Origin of the sequence: Bacillus multifaciens, from assembly GCF_030756675.1 — a bacterium.
Classification (GTDB): Bacteria; Bacillota; Bacilli; order Bacillales; family Bacillaceae_G; genus Bacillus_A; species Bacillus_A multifaciens.
The window spans coordinates 1-15234 of the sequence record NZ_JAVBXD010000001.1 but is presented as its reverse complement, the minus strand read 5'-3'; the positions used below and the strand labels follow the sequence as shown (position 1 = coordinate 15234).

Genomic DNA, 15234 nt, shown 5'->3' with positions numbered 1-15234 from the left:
GAACAAATTTATGACAGTTACAATTAAAGATGTAGCAAAAAAAGCAAATGTTGCTCCTTCTACAGTTTCACGTGTAATTGCTGATAATCCGAGCATTAGTGAGAAAACAAAACGACGTGTTCGTAAAGTAATGACTGAATTAGGATATCATCCGAATTTAAATGCGAGAAGCCTTGCAAATCAAACAACAAAAACGATTGGACTTGTTATGCCGAGTTCTGCAAGTAAATCGTTTCAAAATCCATTTTTTCCAGAGGTTATTCGAGGAATTAGCTCATTTGCACACGGAGAAGAATACTCATTGTATATGTCAACTGGAGAGACGGAAGAAGAGATTTTTGATGCTGTTGTGAAAATGGTGCAAGGAAGGCAAATTGGCGGCATTATTCTTTTGTATTCTCGTATGAATGACCGTATTTTAGAATATTTACAGGGACAAAATTTTCCGTTTGTTCTTATTGGTAAACCATATGATCGAAAAGAAGAGATTACATATATTGATAATGATAATTATGCGGCGGCGCGAGAAGTAACGGAATATTTAGTTTCACTTGGACATAAGCGAATTGCATTTATCGGTGGTGATTCAGATTTACTCGTTACGAAAGATCGTCTTGCTGGGATGACAGATGCATTAAAATTAGCTGATATTTCTTTGCCAGCTGAGTATGTCTTAAATCTAGGTTTTTTACAAGAAAGCGGTCAAAAAGCAGTAGAAAAACTGATGACACTTAGTGAACAGCCAACAGCTATTATCGCAACGGATGATTTAATTGGATTAGGTGTATTAAGTGCATTATCAGAAAAGGGAATCTCCGTACCGAAAGATATTTCTATTGTTAGTTTTAATAACGTATTGTTATCTGAAATGGCCAATCCACCATTAACAACGATAGATGTAAATATTTATCAGCTAGGTTACGAAGCGGCAAGATATTTAGTTGATAAAGTTGAACACTGTGAAACTTCACCAAAGTGTATCATTATTCCTCATAAATTGGTGAAACGTCAAACTTGTAGTGAAAATGAAAAAAACTAAGAGAAGAATTTTCTCTTAGTTTTCACTTTGTTGAAAAAAGATTATGTCAAAGAAAATGCCAAATTTTTTTGGCATTTTCTTTGATTTATATTTGTTTTATAAAGTAGTTTCTTCTATAATTTGATGTGTTAGGTGTAAACCAACTCGCTTAAGTGAGCGAAGTTTGGTCCACTTTTTTTAGTTTTGTATGATGGCCGTCATCAAAACTTGTGTTTTAACTTTTTGAACTCCACGGTATCGCGCGTAGCGCAAACCGTGGAGTTCTTTACTATGTGCGAAACTCAGTTCCACTGTAGATGGACGAACAGAACGGAGAATTTTCCCTCTCATCGACAAGCGCTGTTCTCTTAATTGATCGTAAATTTCTTGATGAATCGAAATTCGCAACACACGGTCTTCGTTTTCTTTTTTCGCAAATGGACAGAATTCGCAGCTTCCTTTAGGTGGCTTGAACTCATGATATCCTTGACGATTTGTTGTTTTATAATAAAATGGTACACCGCAAGGACACGCATAGAGATCCTCGTTTACTTGTTTAAAGTGGTAACGACGACACTGCGGATGTTCTTTTGTGCTGAATCGGCGATAAGATATGTAGACAAAGAAGTGACGTTGAAACAATCTGCGTGCGAGGGAAGCGTTGTAGTAGCCTGAATCAAGGGCGATTTCTCCCGCATACTTCCCAAATAATTTCTTTAATCCCTCAATTTGTTCAATCAATTTACGATGTCCTGGAACATTCGCAGCAGTGATATTTGTGGCAATGATAAAATTATGAAGCGAATCTACTACCCGGTGTTCAAAATATGCAAATCGCCCGCGTTTATCGTGTTTGATAGATAAACGTGCGTCAGGATCTACCGGGCTAACCTTTGTCTGTTTTTCTTCTATTTTTGAACGTTTCGCTGGTAGAGATTTTTTTCCATGACGCAAACGGTGATTGTTAATAATCGCTAAATCTTTGTCTTTTTCTTCTATGACTTTCTCCTCTATTAGGGTTTCGCGGATACGTTTATTTGCGTTTGCTTTTAATTCTGTTTCATCCGCCACCCATGTTTCATTCGCGATAAATCCTTCGTTGCGAAAGAAACTTAGAGATTGTTGAGTGATCTGGAATTTTCTCTTTTGGAGAAATACCTAAAAACCAACGATATGTCGCATTTTGTTTTACCTGTTTACATGTGAAACGAACCGAACGAAAGCCCTCCAAATACTGAATCAATAAGATTTTCACTAACATAATTGGATCTTTCGTTGGGCGACCAATACGATGTGGATAGAACACTTCTAACTTCCTTGTCACAAAATCCCAATCCATTATTTGATCTATCTTTACTAAATGATGCGAAGCATCATACATCATTTCATAGTACTTTCGATTTTCTTCAACTTTTCTCATGGAATATGTAACGTACATAAAAAATCTCCTCGCTTCATTTCATTCACGAGGAGATTTTATCTAAATTTTTAGTTTTTGTCTATTGACTAGATTGTTTTTCAACAGTATGAAAAGTATCAGTCTATGTTGACTGATACTTTTTCACGTTTTAATAAAAAACTGAAAATATAGACATTTCATTATGGATGTTTTATAGTAGTTAATAGAATAACTACTATTGAGGAGGATTTATGGAAGAGAAAGCAATTACCGAATTGCAAAAACATGGATTTTCAAAATACGAATGTAAGGCTTACATCGGTTTATTAAAAGCACCCGCCATTACTGGTTACGAATTAAGTAAGCGTTCTGGCGTTCCGCGCTCCATGATTTATGAGGTATTAGGAAAATTGCTTGATAAAGGAGCCATTCAAACGGTTCCTTCTGATCCGATTGTTTATAAGCCTGTTGAACCGAAACTGTTGCTTGCTCGTTTGAAAGAAGAGATGGATGCATCATTAGAAGTGCTCGAATCATCTCTTACGACGTTAGAAAGTGATCAAAAGATAGATGTTGTCACGAGAATTGTTCAGTATGAACATATTGTTCAAGAAATGCTTTCGATGATTCGAGAGGCAAATAAAGAACTTTGGTTATCCATTTGGTCTCCTATTGTGAAAGATATTGAAAAAGCTGTTCGAGAAAAAGAAGGATCAATCCCTATTTTTACAGTTTTATTTGGTGCAGAAGATAAGACGCTAGGAAATACGTATCATCACAATTACATGGCGCCCGACATTGTTAGTAAGCGTATGGGTGGGTATTTGACGATTCTCGTTCGAGATGAAGAAGAAGCGTTAATTGCTAAGTTTAGCGACAAAGGTTCAGAATGGGCTGTGAAGTCAACCGATCCAGCACTCGTTTTAATTGCTACTGAATACATTCGCCATGACATTATGGTCGAAGAAGTTACAACTGCGTTCGGTCCTGAAAAGTTAGATGAACTATGGAAGAAAAGGGAAGATTTAATTCATGTTATGACAGGAAAAAACAACTTAATGTAAAGCTGTTTTTTCGCACAAAACAATAGTCGTTATAATTATAACGACTTTGGAGGGGAATTAGATGTATGCAAAATTAAAATTTGCCGTCTCGATGGCCCTATTTGGTTCCATCGGCCTATTTTCGATTAAAACAGGTCTTCCGTCGATTGAATTGGTCTTTGTACGATGTCTTTGTGCAAGTGTTCTGTTAGGGGGAATATGGTTTTTTCGCTCATTTACAACGAAACAGAAGAACTGTATTCCGCGCCGGGAGTATGCACTTGCCTTACTATGCGGCCTGTTTCTTATTATAAACTGGGTCTTTTTCTTTCGCTCCATTGAAGTCATGCCTATTACTGTAGCGATATCGATTTATCATTTAGCACCTGTTATTGTGCTTCTTGTAGGCTCTGTTATCTTTAAAGAAAAAATAACAGGAACAGGTTTATTTTTTTTCTTTGTTTGTTTTATAGGTACATTGTTAGTTGGAGGCATTCATCAACATACAACCGTTTCCGAATTTTTATCCACAGGTGTACTATGGGCGTTTGCCGCAGCATTATTCTACGCACTTACTTCCATTACAGGAAAGGGAATTCAAATACTGAGCCCGCTATTAGCAACTTTCATACAAACGACCCTCGGTGTTGTCATGTTGATTCCATTTGTGGATTGGTCAAAATTTATGCATCTTGCCGCTGAAAATTGGTTTTATATCCTTGTTACAGGATTTATTCATACAGGGTTTGTGTTTTATTTGTTCTTTAGTAGTTTACGAGAATTAAAGGCTCAAACAATTGCTATTTTAGTCTTTGTTGATCCGGTTGTTGCAATCTTACTGGATGTTACAATTTTGCATTACCGTCCTGATATGTATCAGCTTCTCGGCATTTTCCTCGTATTTGCGGGAATGTGCTATTCTCCGAAAAAAGAACGGCAATTAGCAGAAGCTTAATATACATGTAAAAGATATCTAGAGTTTGTTTTCATGAATTTTTTAAACAAACTCTATTTTTCGTTATGGAGAATTGTAATTCACGAACCTACGTTCTAGAATGGAGGTATATGTGGAGGTGTGAACAGTGAGACCGAATCTTACAAAGAATATTTCAATTCAAGATTTCAAAGATTTTTATTGGCTAAAGGAAGAGTTGCAATCATTTTGCAGGGAACATGGAATAAGTGCATCTGGTTCTAAGATGGAGATTACAGATAGAATTGAAACGTTTCTTCAGACTGGGGAGATCAAAAAAGCGTTAAGAAAGCCGAAAAGTAAGGCACAGTCCCAGGTACTAGGGAACTTAAGCCTTGATACAATTATTACGGAAAATCATCGTTGTAGTCAGGACGTAAGAGCATTTTTCAAGACAGTAATTCCAAAGTTTCACTTTTCTACTTATATTCAAAACTATTTCAAAAGTAATGTAGGAAAAACGTTTCGTGATGTTGTAGTTGCTTGGTATGAAGAAGAAGAGCGTAAGAAAGATCCAACATATAAGAAAGACATTGCTCCTCAATTTGAATACAACCAATTTACTCGTGACTTTTTCACGGATCCAAACAATAAAGGGAAAACTCGTAAAGAAGCGATTGAAGCTTGGAACAAGGTTAAGAAACTGCCTGGAAGTAATACATATAGACCGAACTAAGCATCTGTCCGTGCATATATAAATACAAACTGAAAAAACGACATAAAAACTTTTTTTTAGGGGAGGGCGAGAGCGTCTGACCGCGCATTGGAGCGGTCAGAGCCTTTTCCTGCCACATGCCAGGTTTAAACAAAAGGAGCAGGCCAGTGGCTGACATGTTGTATTCTGCATAGCCGCGATTTATCTGTCGAAAAATAAATATAGAGTTATATATTTGTCGAAAGATTCACCTGTAAAGTATTCTGAAAATTGTTATAATATTCCCCAAGCTATCTTGTTTTTAATAGGGAGATAGTTAAAAATGAAAGCGTTTTAATAAATAGGAGGGAAAAAATATCGTGTATATGACCATTGGAAAACTACTGGAATTAACGACTGGGAATTATCCGAATAAGGAAGCGATTGTTGAGCCTGAAAAACAGATTCGCTGGACGTATGCAGAGTGGAATGAACAGGTAAATAAACTTGCTCATGCGTTCCAACAAAGCGGGATTCAAAAAGGAGACTGCGTTTCGACATTTCTTTTTAATAGTAGCGCGCTGGCAACGACATGTTTTGCCTGTGCAAAAATTGGTGCTGTATTCAATCCAATTAATTTTCGGTTAAAACCGCAAGAACTTACTTATATATTAGAAGACGTTTCTCCTAAAATCGTGCTTTTTGAACAGCAACTATCCTCCCAAATACAAAGCATTCATACACAATTTCCTCACATTCAGTTTTGGTATATTGATCAAAATAAGCCATCGTTTTCTGTTTCCTATGAAGAAAAAGTAGCGACTGCTACGCCGCAATTTGAAAAAGTAGAAGTGAATGAAGATGACATTTGTTCCATTATGTATACGAGCGGAACGACAGGAAGTCCAAAAGGTGTGCTTCATCGCCACCGGGAAATTCTTGAGCAAAGCTTAATGGGCGTTGCTTATTTACATTACACGGAAAATAGCCGCGGCCTTGTGACAGCGCCGATGTTTCATTGTGCGGAACTTCATTGTTGTTTTATCCCAAGAGTACATAGCGGTGCGACAAATATTATTCTTCATCATTTTGATACAAAGCTTGTCTTGGAGACGATTCAAAATGAAAAGGTGACAGTTATGTTTGCTGCACCGACAATGTGGAATATGCTGCTGCAGGAAGATTTAGCGCAGTATGATTTATCATCGCTTCAATACGGTTTATACGGAGCGGCTTCGATGGCCCCTGCGCTTATAAAAGCTTGCGATGAAAAACTGAATGTTTCGTTAGTACAAGCTTACGGAATGACAGAGATGGGACCGGCCGTTACATTTTTACGAGAGCATGAGCAGCTTTCGAAAATTGGCTCGGCAGGAAAGGCTGGGTATAATCATGAAATTCGCGTTGTTCGCCCGAACGATGATGGACCGTCTGAGCCGGATGATGTGTTACCTCCATATGAAATTGGAGAAATTATTATGAGAGGCCCATGTGTGATGGCAGGGTATCACAATAAGCAAGAAGCAACGGAAAAGGCTTTATATAAAGGATGGCACCATTCAGGAGATTTAGGGTATGTCGATAGAGATGGGTATTTATATGTAGCTGATCGCGTTGATGACATGGTCGTGAGCGGCGGAGAGAATATTTATCCGCGTGAGGTAGAGGACTTTTTGTATACGCATGAAGGTGTGTTAGACGTTGCAGTATTGGGGGAGAAAGATGATCTATGGGGGCAGCGCGTCGTTGCATACGTTGTCTCTAAGGATGGGTCTCTTACAGAAGAAATGTTAGATGAATATTGCAGGCAAAGCGATAAACTCGCTGATTATAAACGTCCGCGCCGGTATGTATTTACGGAGCAGCTGCCGAGAAATGCGAGCGGGAAAATTCAAAAGTTTATTTTACGTAATCAAGGGACAGAGGTGAAAAAAATACGATGAAGCATGCCTATTTAGAGGAGGAGCATCACATTTTCCGTGATGCTTTCCGTAAATTTTTAGAAAAAGAAGCGTACCCTCACTATAACCAATGGGAGAAGGACGGGATCATTCCGCGGTCTCTCTGGAGAAAGATGGGAGAAAGATGGGAGAAAGCGGTTTTCTTTGTCCAATGGTAGAAGAGAAGTACGGCGGAGCTGAAGCTGATTTTGGGTACTCAGTTGTAATCAATGAAGAACTAGAAAAGGTAGGTTCAAGTTTAGTAGGAGTCGGTTTACATAATGATATTGTTGTTCCGTATTTGACATCATATGGGACAGAAGAGCAAAAGAAACGATGGCTTCCTAAATGTGTAAGTGGTGAATATATTACCGCTATTGCGATGACAGAGCCGGGAGCTGGTTCTGATTTAGCTAGTATTCGTATGGCGGCACGAAAAGAAGGCGATCATTATGTTGTGAACGGTGAAAAAACATTCATTACAAATGGGATTCATGCAGATTTAGTCGTTGTTGTTTGTAAGACAGATACAACTGTAAAGCCGGCGCATAAAGGAATTAGTTTACTCGTTTTAGAAAGAGGAATGGAAGGATTCATGCGAGGAAGAAAACTCGAAAAAGTAAGATTGCATAGTCAAGATACAGCGGAACTCATTTTTGAAGATGTGAAAGTTCCTGCCTCTAATTTGTTAGGGGAAGAAGGAAAAGGTTTCTATTATTTAATGGACAAATTACAGCAAGAACGCCTCGTTGTTGCAATTGCGGCTATAACAGCTGCGGAAGTGATGCTGCGTGTAACAAAGGACTACGTAAAAGAACGAAAAGCATTTGGGAAAAGTATTAGTGATTTTCAAACTGTACAATTCAGGCTTGCTGAAATGTATACAGAAATTGAAATTGGCCGTACGTTTGTGAATGAATGTATTGCAGCGCATATGCAAGGTGAAAACATTGTAACGAAAGTATCGATGGCAAAGTGGTGGATCACAGACATTGCGAAGAAAGTAGCAGCGGAGTGTATGCAACTGCACGGCGGGTATGGGTATATGGAAGAATACGAGATTGCAAGGAGATACAGAGACATTCCAGTAAGCGCTATTTACGCAGGAACAAATGAAATTATGAAAAATATTATTGCGAAAAGTATGGGGTTGTAATGAAAGGGGAGGAAAATGATGATTCGAAATATTGCGGTGATTGGTGCTGGGATTATGGGAAGTGGTATTGTTCAGGCATTAGCGATGGGCGGAAAGTGCGTGAAAATGTATGATGTATCAGAAGAAAGTATACAAAAAGCATACAAGGGGATTACAACAAGTCTAGGACGGTTTGTGAAGGCAGGGCGGATGAGCGAAGAAGATAAGGAGCAAGTTCTTGCGAATATCGTGTCTACTATAACGCTAGAGGAAGCATGTAAAGATGTCGAGCTTATTATTGAAGCTGCTCCAGAAAATTTACAGCTGAAAAAAGAGATTTTTAAACAGCTAGATTGCTATTCTTCCCCGTCTACTATTCTTGCAACAAATACGTCTGAATTAAGTGTAACGGCGATTGCAAGTGCGACAAATCGCTCGGAGAAAGTGTTAGGAATGCACTGGTTTAATCCAGCACCTGTTATGAAACTGATTGAAATTGTGAGAGGAGTTGATACAGCAGAACATACAATCCAAATAGTGAAAGAGTTAGCAGAAGAGATTGGAAAAGAGACCGTCGTTGTGAAAGATATGCAAGGATTTGTTACTTCAAGAGCGATTGCGGTGCATTTGTTAGAGTGTATGCGTATGTATGAGGAAGGCGTAGGAAGTAAAGAAGAAATTGATAAAGCGATTAAACTTGGTTTGAACTATCCGATGGGGCCGTTTGAGTTAGCGGATTATGTCGGATTGGATACGATGTTATTTGCAAGTCAAGGTTTAAGCGAAGCATTTGGTGACAGGTTCCGTGCTCCGCAAACACTTGTGAAATTGGTCGAGGCAGGGCATCTTGGGCGAAAAACGGGAAAAGGATTCTATGATCATGAAAAAGGGAAAGTAGGCGAGAGAATATGAGTAGAGAAGTTGTAATTGTTGAAGCAGTACGTACGCCAGTTGGAAAAAGAAATGGGGCATTTCGCGAACTCCATCCTGTGCAACTTGCAGCAGTGGCGCTGAATGAAGTAATAAAGCGTGCCGATATCGAAAAAGGTATGGTAGAGGATATTGTCATGGGCTGTGTGACACCAATCGCGGAGCAAGGTTTTAATATTGGGAGACTTGCTGCTTTAGAAGCGGATTTTCCTATTACTGTTCCTGCTGTAACAATTAACCGTCTTTGCGGTTCGGGACAACAAGCAATTCATTTTGCAGCGCAAGAGATTAAATCTGGTGATATGGATATTACCATTGCTACTGGTGTTGAGCATATGACGAAAGTACCAATTTTAAGTGATGGCAATGCAAATACAATTCCAAGTAGTCTTCATGAAAAATATGAAATTGTCCATCAAGGTGTATCGGCAGAAATGATTGCTGAAAAATATGGAATTACAAGAGAACAGCTAGATAACTATGCATATGAAAGTCATCAGCGCGCACTACAGGCAATAGAAGCAGGATACTTTAAACGTGAAATTGTCCCAGTAAATGGGATCGATAAAGAAGGAAATGCAATACTTGTTACAAATGATGAAGGACCGCGTGCAGATACTTCTCTTGAAGCGCTAGCAAATTTAAAGACGGTGTTTAAAGAGAATGGATCGATTACAGCGGGGAATGCGAGTCAAATTAGTGACGGAGCAGCAGCCATGTTGTTAATGGATAGTGAAAAAGCAAAAGAGTTAGGGCTTAAAGCACGGGCGCGGATTGTGAATCAAGTTGTAGTTGGTTCAGATCCTACAATGATGCTAGACGGCGTCATTCCAGCAACGAAAAAAGTATTGCAAAAAGCAAACTTAACAATTCATGATATGGACGTAATCGAAATTAACGAAGCATTTGCTTCTGTCGTGTTGGCGTGGCAAAAAGAACTGGAGGCTGATTTACATAAAGTAAATGTGAACGGCGGTGCTATCGCATTAGGACATCCGCTCGGAGCAACAGGTGTGAAATTGATGACATCTCTGCTTCATGAATTAGAAAGAAGAAACGGAAAATACGGCTTACTTACAATTTGCATCGGACACGGGATGTCAACGGCGACAATTATTGAAAGAATATAACAACAGGTGCAGGAACACTGTAAATTGTATACGAATTAGCAGACCAGATCACGATTCGATTTGGTCTTTTGCAATCATTGTTAATAAAATAAGGAGAGTTATATTGAAACATCTATCATTAAAAACGATCGATAAAAGTAACTGGGAAGATGCGATTCAATTATCGGTGAACCAAGAACAACAACCATTTATCGCTTCCAATTTGTATTCAATTGCAGAAGTGCAGTTTCTAGACAACTTCTATGCAAAAGGCATATATCTTGATAACGAAATGGTAGGCTTCACTATGTTTGGAATAGACCCTGACGATCATAATTATTGGATTTACAGACTGATGATTGATAAAGGGTTCCAAGGGAGAGGAATAGGAATACATGCTATAAAATTGGTTATTGAAGAAATAAGGAGAATGAATGATACAAATATTCCACTTATAATGATTGGTTATCATCCTGAAAATCTTGCAGCAAAGTTTGCGTATCAAAAGGCAGGTTTTATAGAGACGGAATTATCATCTTGGGGTGAGCGGTTAGCAAAATTCTGTTTATGAAAAGACATATAAATAAAAAGCTTGGATTTACATGTAATCCAAGCTTTTTGGTGCTGGAACTACTTAAAACCAATTTGCATCCTTAAGCAACTTTTACTTCTAAAATTGTACCTGTTTTTGCATCTACTAAAAATTCAAATCGCTCTTGTACGTCTTGTAATAATGTTGTAATACCACCGCGGTATACATCGTAAGTAACATCATATTTTTCAAACGTCTCAGGAACCATATGTACCCAAGAACCTGTAATTTCACCTTTATGACTTAATGCTTGTTTCACCATCTTTAATGCTTTTTCAGAAGAAATGTGGGACTGTTCTTGTACTTTATTTGCAACAACATATCCAGCTGCAAAACCTAAACCAACACCCGCTAGTAAGCTTTTCCAGTTCATACATTCACCTCTATCCTAATTAAAGTTTTTCCTCATAAGTATAAATCAAATTACACAAAAAAAGAAGAAACTAGAAAGATTTCGAAAATTTCGTTACAATGAAAAGAGTGATTCTATAACTGGATTGAAGGAAGGGTACCGCGATGAATAAAGAGACAATGGAACTATTTCGTACGTTAACAGAACTGCAAGGTGCTTCAGGATTTGAGCATGATGTGCGCCGTTTTATGAAGCAAGAACTAAGTAAATACTCAGATGAAATTGTACAAGATCGTTTAGGGAGTATCTTCGGTTTAAAAAAGGGTGACGAAAATGGTCCGCGCGTTCTTGTAGCTGGTCATATGGATGAAGTTGGCTTTATGGTAACGCAAATTACGAAAAACGGAATGGTTCGTTTTCAAACATTAGGTGGCTGGTGGAGTCAAGTATTACTAGCACAGCGTGTACAAATTATGACAGACAACGGTCCGATTATCGGGGTAGTAGGGTCTGTTCCTCCGCACTTATTAAGTGATGAACAACGTAACAGACCAATGGACATAAAAAACATGTTAATTGATATCGGTGCAGATAGCAGTGAGGAAGCACATGAAATTGGTGTGAAACCCGGTCAGCAAATTGTACCAATTTGTCCGTTTACACCGATGGCAAATCCAAAGAAAATTATGGCAAAAGCTTGGGACAATCGTTATGGCTGTGGTCTTGCGATTGAGTTATTGAAAGAGTTAAAAGATGAAAAATTGCCAAACACACTATATTCTGGTGCAACTGTACAAGAAGAAGTTGGCCTTCGCGGTGCACAAACAGCTGCGAATATGATTCAGCCTGATATTTTCTACGCGTTAGATGCAGGTCCAGCAAACGATGCATCAGGAGATAAAACACAGTTTGGTCAAATTGGAAAAGGTGCTGTACTTCGATTATATGATCGTTCTATGATAACACACCGCGGCATTCGTGAATTTATTTTAGACACAGCAGAAACACATAATATTCCGTATCAATACTTCGTATCACAAGGCGGTACAGATGCAGGACGCGTACATACAAGTAACTCTGGTGTACCATCTGCTGTGATTGGTGTATGTGCTCGTTACATTCATACGCATGCTTCAATTTTACATATTGATGACTATGCAGCAGCGAAAGAATTACTGATTCAGTTAGTAAAAGCGACAGATAAAACAACATTTGAAACAATTAAAGAAAATGTCTAATATGGAAAGGCCGAATGCGGCCTTTTCTTTTTAAATTTTGAGGTGAAAACATGAAAGTAGTAGTTGGATCGAAAAACAAAGTGAAAGTAAATGCGGTTCAGCAAGTACTTATAGAAGCAGAAATTATGTCACTATCTGTCCCGTCTCATGTATCAGCGCAGCCATTTTCTGATGAAGAAACGCTGCAAGGGGCAAGTAACCGAGCAAAATTAGCATTAGCAGAAGGAAAAGCGGATATTGGAATTGGTTTAGAAGGCGGCGTGATGCATACAGATCATGGTTTGTTTATGTGTAACTGGGGTGCTTTAGCGACGAAAGAAGGCAAGCTATTTACCGCAGGCGGAGCACGTATGAAACTGCCGGATGAGTTTATTCAGCCTCTTGAAGAAGGAAAAGAATTAAGTGAAGTGATGGAAGACTACACGAAGCAGCGTGATATTCGCAGCAATGAAGGAGCAATCGGTATTTTTACAAACAATTATGTAGATCGGACGGATTTGTTTGTGCATGTTGTAAAGCTATTAGTTGGACAATATATGTATGACAGAAGCAAAGCATAAACCTTGCACTGCGAGCGATGTATGGTAGTATATAAATACAATTTAAAAACCTGAGTAACTACTCAGTTACTCTGTAAAAAAAGGAAAAAAAGCATTTTTTTAAATAGGCGAGAGGGACTGGCGATGCATAGGAGCGGTCAGGGCCTTTTCCTGCCACGCGCAAAGTTTTAAAACAAAGAAAGGCAGCGAGGTGTAGGTCCATTTTCACCTTCATGGCAGCAATTATAGGTAAGCGTATTTCCCCTTACTAAAATTCTAAATGCAATGTATGGCTGAGTAGTTACAAATTAATTTAGTAAATACATACTTCTTTTTAGGGAGGAATTATAGATGAAAGCATTAGAAAGTATGGAGCAATTTCAAGAATTGAAAAACGAAGAGAAAGTGATCTTTTTATTCTCAGCAGATTGGTGCCCAGATTGCCGCTTTATCGATCCATTTATGCCGGAAGTAGAAGAAAAGTATAGCGAGTTCTCTTTCTATTATGTAGACCGCGATGAATATATCGATCTATGCATCAAATTAGACATATTTGGTATTCCAAGCTTTGTCGCTTACAATAAGGGAGAAGAAATTGGCCGCTACGTAAACAAAGATCGTAAAACGCAGGAGCAAATTGAAGAGTTCATTGAAGGTTTAAAATAAAGTGAAACTGAGAACAACCTCTATCTTCATATGTGGAGGTTGTTTTTTTCGGAAGGGAGGTAAACGGTATGAAAATGACAAGTAAAAAGATGAAAGACGAACTGATGAAGCACCTTGAACGAGAAGAGTGGAGCTTTCAGTACGATAGTGAAAAGGAAACACTTCGCATTGAGCAGACAAATACGAAAAAAGGAATTACGGTTTCTCTTCCAGGTATTGTAGCGAAGTGGGAGGTAAAGAAAGAAAAGGCAATTGAAGAAGTTGTCTATTACGTAGAAGAAGCCCTCGTTGCGATGCATAAAGAAGTAACGAGTACGGCGAAGATTTTGCCTGTTATCCGTTCCACTTCTTTTCCGAAAGAAGCGGAAGAAGGAAATCCGTTTGTCATGACGGAACATACAGCAGAAACACGTATTTACTATGCGTTAGATGCAGATAAAACATATCGCCTTATTGATCAGCGTTTGCTGAAGCAAATTGGAATGACAGAAGAACAAGTACGTGAAATGGCACTATTCAACGTGCGCTCTTTACGTACTGAATTTAAGCAAGATGAAGTCGCTGGAAATACATTTTATTTCTTAAATACAAATGACGGGTATGATGCGAGCCGTATTTTAAACGATTCATTATTACGAGAGATGCGGAAACAAATTTCTGGTGACATGGTTGTTGCGGTTCCGCACCAAGATGTATTAATTGTTGCTGATATCGAGAACAAAATCGGTTATGATATTATTGCACAAATGACAATGAAGTTTTTTGCAGAAGGTCATGTTCCGATTACATCACTTTCATTCGTATATGAAGATGGTAATTTTGAACCAATCTTTATTTTGGCGAAAAATCGGAAAGAACGAAGTGAAAAAGAGAAAGGATGAACAAAGTGAACGTTTTTTATAACCTTGAAGGTATTGGGGATACATTAATTGTTGCCCTGCAAGATATTACATTAGAAAACCGCACATTTGAACGTAAAGGAGATGTAGCACGCGTTTTCGATCGCGAAAGCAATCTAACAGCAGGATTCAACATTTTTAATGCTTCTTCTTATATGGAAGTAACAGAAACGGGCAACCTTACATTAACGAAAGAGCTTGTTGAAAAAATTAATGAAATTTTGGCGAAGAACGATTTTACAGAAACAGTAGAAGCAGATCTTTCACCAAAATTTGTAGTTGGTTACGTAGCAGAAAAAGAAAAACATCCAAATGCGGATAAATTAAACGTATGTAAAGTAGAAGTTGGTACAGAAACATTACAAATCGTATGTGGTGCACCAAACGTTGACGCAGGTCAAAAAGTAGTAGTTGCGAAAATCGGTGCAGTAATGCCAAGTGGTATGTTAATTAAACCAGCAGAACTTCGTGGCATTCCATCTTCTGGTATGATTTGCTCAGCACGTGAATTAGAGCTTCCAGATGCTCCGCAAGAAAAAGGAATTCTTGTACTTGAAGACAGCTATGAAGTTGGACAAGAGTTTAAATTCTAAATAAAAAATAGAGCTGACACCATACTTATGGAGTTAGCTCTTATTTTTGTTTGTCCACCAATATATCGGCGCTTTTTGGAATATATCGGTTCTGTCAAGAAGTCTGTGTAAATTAATGAGACTTAGTACTTAGGTCTATCCAGTATTTAGTTATATGTTTTTTTCTCTTAGGGG

General features: G+C 38.3%; 16 protein-coding genes and 1 pseudogene. 14 read left to right on the top strand and 3 right to left on the bottom strand.

Features of this window, described 5'->3' with window-relative positions; genetic code table 11:
• Positions 1 to 10 precede the first annotated feature (10 nt).
• Positions 11 to 1039: a LacI family DNA-binding transcriptional regulator gene (locus tag Q9306_RS00085; RefSeq protein ID WP_306193952.1), complete on the top strand. Its 1029-nt coding sequence runs from the start codon at positions 11 to 13 to the stop codon at positions 1037 to 1039.
• Positions 1040 to 1216: 177 nt separating this feature from the next.
• Here Q9306_RS00085 and Q9306_RS00080 read toward each other — a convergent pair whose 3' ends face one another.
• The gene (locus Q9306_RS00080; RefSeq protein ID WP_306193950.1) at positions 1217 to 2089 is read right to left on the bottom strand and encodes a transposase; all 873 of its coding nucleotides are present in this window, start codon (positions 2087 to 2089) and stop codon (positions 1217 to 1219) included.
• 7 nt (positions 2090 to 2096) lie between these two features.
• Positions 2097 to 2456 carry a transposase gene (locus tag Q9306_RS00075; protein ID WP_306193948.1) on the bottom strand — a complete coding sequence of 120 codons (360 nt, stop codon included), beginning with the start codon at positions 2454 to 2456 and terminating at the stop codon, positions 2097 to 2099.
• A gap of 212 nt (positions 2457 to 2668) precedes the next feature.
• Here Q9306_RS00075 and Q9306_RS00070 point away from each other — a divergent pair, with 212 nt between their 5' ends.
• The 8 genes and pseudogenes from Q9306_RS00070 to Q9306_RS00035 all read left to right on the top strand — a co-directional run bounded on the left by Q9306_RS00070 (position 2669) and on the right by Q9306_RS00035 (position 10752).
• The gene (locus Q9306_RS00070; RefSeq protein ID WP_306193944.1) at positions 2669 to 3481 is read left to right on the top strand and encodes a TrmB family transcriptional regulator; all 813 of its coding nucleotides are present in this window, start codon (positions 2669 to 2671) and stop codon (positions 3479 to 3481) included.
• Between the two features lie 61 nt (positions 3482 to 3542).
• Positions 3543 to 4415 carry a DMT family transporter gene (locus tag Q9306_RS00065; RefSeq protein WP_306193942.1) on the top strand — a complete coding sequence of 291 codons (873 nt, stop codon included), beginning with the start codon at positions 3543 to 3545 and terminating at the stop codon, positions 4413 to 4415.
• Positions 4416 to 4542: 127 nt separating this feature from the next.
• Entirely contained in the window at positions 4543 to 5109 is a 567-nt protein-coding gene (locus Q9306_RS00060) for a DUF6434 domain-containing protein (protein ID WP_306193940.1), read from the top strand.
• A gap of 338 nt (positions 5110 to 5447) precedes the next feature.
• A complete protein-coding gene (locus Q9306_RS00055) occupies positions 5448 to 7010 on the top strand; it encodes a fatty acid--CoA ligase (protein ID WP_306193937.1) in 1563 nt (520 codons plus the stop codon).
• Positions 7007 to 8163, top strand: a pseudogene (locus tag Q9306_RS00050) (acyl-CoA dehydrogenase family protein). The gene Q9306_RS00055 and the pseudogene Q9306_RS00050 overlap by 4 nt, the downstream one beginning before the upstream one ends.
• Positions 8164 to 8181: 18 nt before the next feature.
• Positions 8182 to 9054: a 3-hydroxyacyl-CoA dehydrogenase family protein gene (locus tag Q9306_RS00045; protein WP_306193935.1), complete on the top strand. Its 873-nt coding sequence runs from the start codon at positions 8182 to 8184 to the stop codon at positions 9052 to 9054.
• Positions 9051 to 10202 carry a thiolase family protein gene (locus tag Q9306_RS00040; protein WP_306193932.1) on the top strand — a complete coding sequence of 384 codons (1152 nt, stop codon included), beginning with the start codon at positions 9051 to 9053 and terminating at the stop codon, positions 10200 to 10202. The genes Q9306_RS00045 and Q9306_RS00040 overlap by 4 nt, the downstream gene beginning before the upstream one ends.
• 103 nt (positions 10203 to 10305) lie before the next feature.
• Positions 10306 to 10752, top strand: a complete 447-nt coding sequence (locus tag Q9306_RS00035; RefSeq protein WP_306193930.1) for a GNAT family N-acetyltransferase — start codon at positions 10306 to 10308, stop codon at positions 10750 to 10752.
• Positions 10753 to 10834: 82 nt separating this feature from the next.
• Here the strand turns inward: Q9306_RS00035 and Q9306_RS00030 are convergent, their stop codons facing one another.
• Positions 10835 to 11146, bottom strand: coding sequence for a PepSY domain-containing protein (locus Q9306_RS00030; RefSeq protein ID WP_306193928.1), 312 nt, complete (start codon positions 11144 to 11146; stop codon positions 10835 to 10837).
• A 143-nt stretch (positions 11147 to 11289) separates the two neighbouring features.
• On the opposite strand from Q9306_RS00030, the gene Q9306_RS00025 reads away from it, so the two are divergent.
• From Q9306_RS00025 to ytpR, 5 genes are all read left to right on the top strand, one after another.
• Positions 11290 to 12363, top strand: a complete 1074-nt coding sequence (locus Q9306_RS00025) for a M42 family metallopeptidase (RefSeq protein ID WP_306193926.1) — start codon at positions 11290 to 11292, stop codon at positions 12361 to 12363.
• A gap of 50 nt (positions 12364 to 12413) precedes the next feature.
• A complete protein-coding gene (locus Q9306_RS00020) occupies positions 12414 to 12923 on the top strand; it encodes a DUF84 family protein (RefSeq protein ID WP_306193924.1) in 510 nt (169 codons plus the stop codon).
• A gap of 330 nt (positions 12924 to 13253) precedes the next feature.
• The gene (locus Q9306_RS00015) at positions 13254 to 13568 is read left to right on the top strand and encodes a thioredoxin family protein (protein ID WP_306193922.1); all 315 of its coding nucleotides are present in this window, start codon (positions 13254 to 13256) and stop codon (positions 13566 to 13568) included.
• Positions 13569 to 13636: 68 nt separating this feature from the next.
• Positions 13637 to 14449, top strand: coding sequence for a DUF1444 domain-containing protein (locus tag Q9306_RS00010; protein WP_306193920.1), 813 nt, complete (start codon positions 13637 to 13639; stop codon positions 14447 to 14449).
• A complete protein-coding gene (gene ytpR / locus Q9306_RS00005) occupies positions 14446 to 15060 on the top strand; it encodes a YtpR family tRNA-binding protein (RefSeq protein WP_306193918.1) in 615 nt (204 codons plus the stop codon). Before Q9306_RS00010 ends, ytpR begins: the two co-directional genes overlap by 4 nt.
• Positions 15061 to 15234: the final 174 nt, after the last annotated feature.

Excerpts from the sequence above, each read along its gene's own strand:
- Q9306_RS00085 (WP_306193952.1), top strand. The coding sequence starts at position 11 with ATGACAGTTACAATTAAAGATGTAGCAAAAAAAGCAAATGTTGCTCCT.
- Q9306_RS00075 (WP_306193948.1), bottom strand. The coding sequence starts at position 2,456 with ATGTACGTTACATATTCCATGAGAAAAGTTGAAGAAAATCGAAAGTAC.
- Q9306_RS00070 (WP_306193944.1), top strand. The coding sequence starts at position 2,669 with ATGGAAGAGAAAGCAATTACCGAATTGCAAAAACATGGATTTTCAAAA.
- Q9306_RS00065 (WP_306193942.1), top strand. The coding sequence starts at position 3,543 with ATGTATGCAAAATTAAAATTTGCCGTCTCGATGGCCCTATTTGGTTCC.
- Q9306_RS00045 (WP_306193935.1), top strand. The coding sequence starts at position 8,182 with ATGATTCGAAATATTGCGGTGATTGGTGCTGGGATTATGGGAAGTGGT.
- Q9306_RS00040 (WP_306193932.1), top strand. The coding sequence starts at position 9,051 with ATGAGTAGAGAAGTTGTAATTGTTGAAGCAGTACGTACGCCAGTTGGA.
- Q9306_RS00030 (WP_306193928.1), bottom strand. The coding sequence starts at position 11,146 with ATGAACTGGAAAAGCTTACTAGCGGGTGTTGGTTTAGGTTTTGCAGCT.
- Q9306_RS00025 (WP_306193926.1), top strand. The coding sequence starts at position 11,290 with ATGAATAAAGAGACAATGGAACTATTTCGTACGTTAACAGAACTGCAA.
- Q9306_RS00020 (WP_306193924.1), top strand. The coding sequence starts at position 12,414 with ATGAAAGTAGTAGTTGGATCGAAAAACAAAGTGAAAGTAAATGCGGTT.
- Q9306_RS00015 (WP_306193922.1), top strand. The coding sequence starts at position 13,254 with ATGAAAGCATTAGAAAGTATGGAGCAATTTCAAGAATTGAAAAACGAA.
- Q9306_RS00010 (WP_306193920.1), top strand. The coding sequence starts at position 13,637 with ATGAAAATGACAAGTAAAAAGATGAAAGACGAACTGATGAAGCACCTT.
- ytpR (WP_306193918.1), top strand. The coding sequence starts at position 14,446 with ATGAACAAAGTGAACGTTTTTTATAACCTTGAAGGTATTGGGGATACA.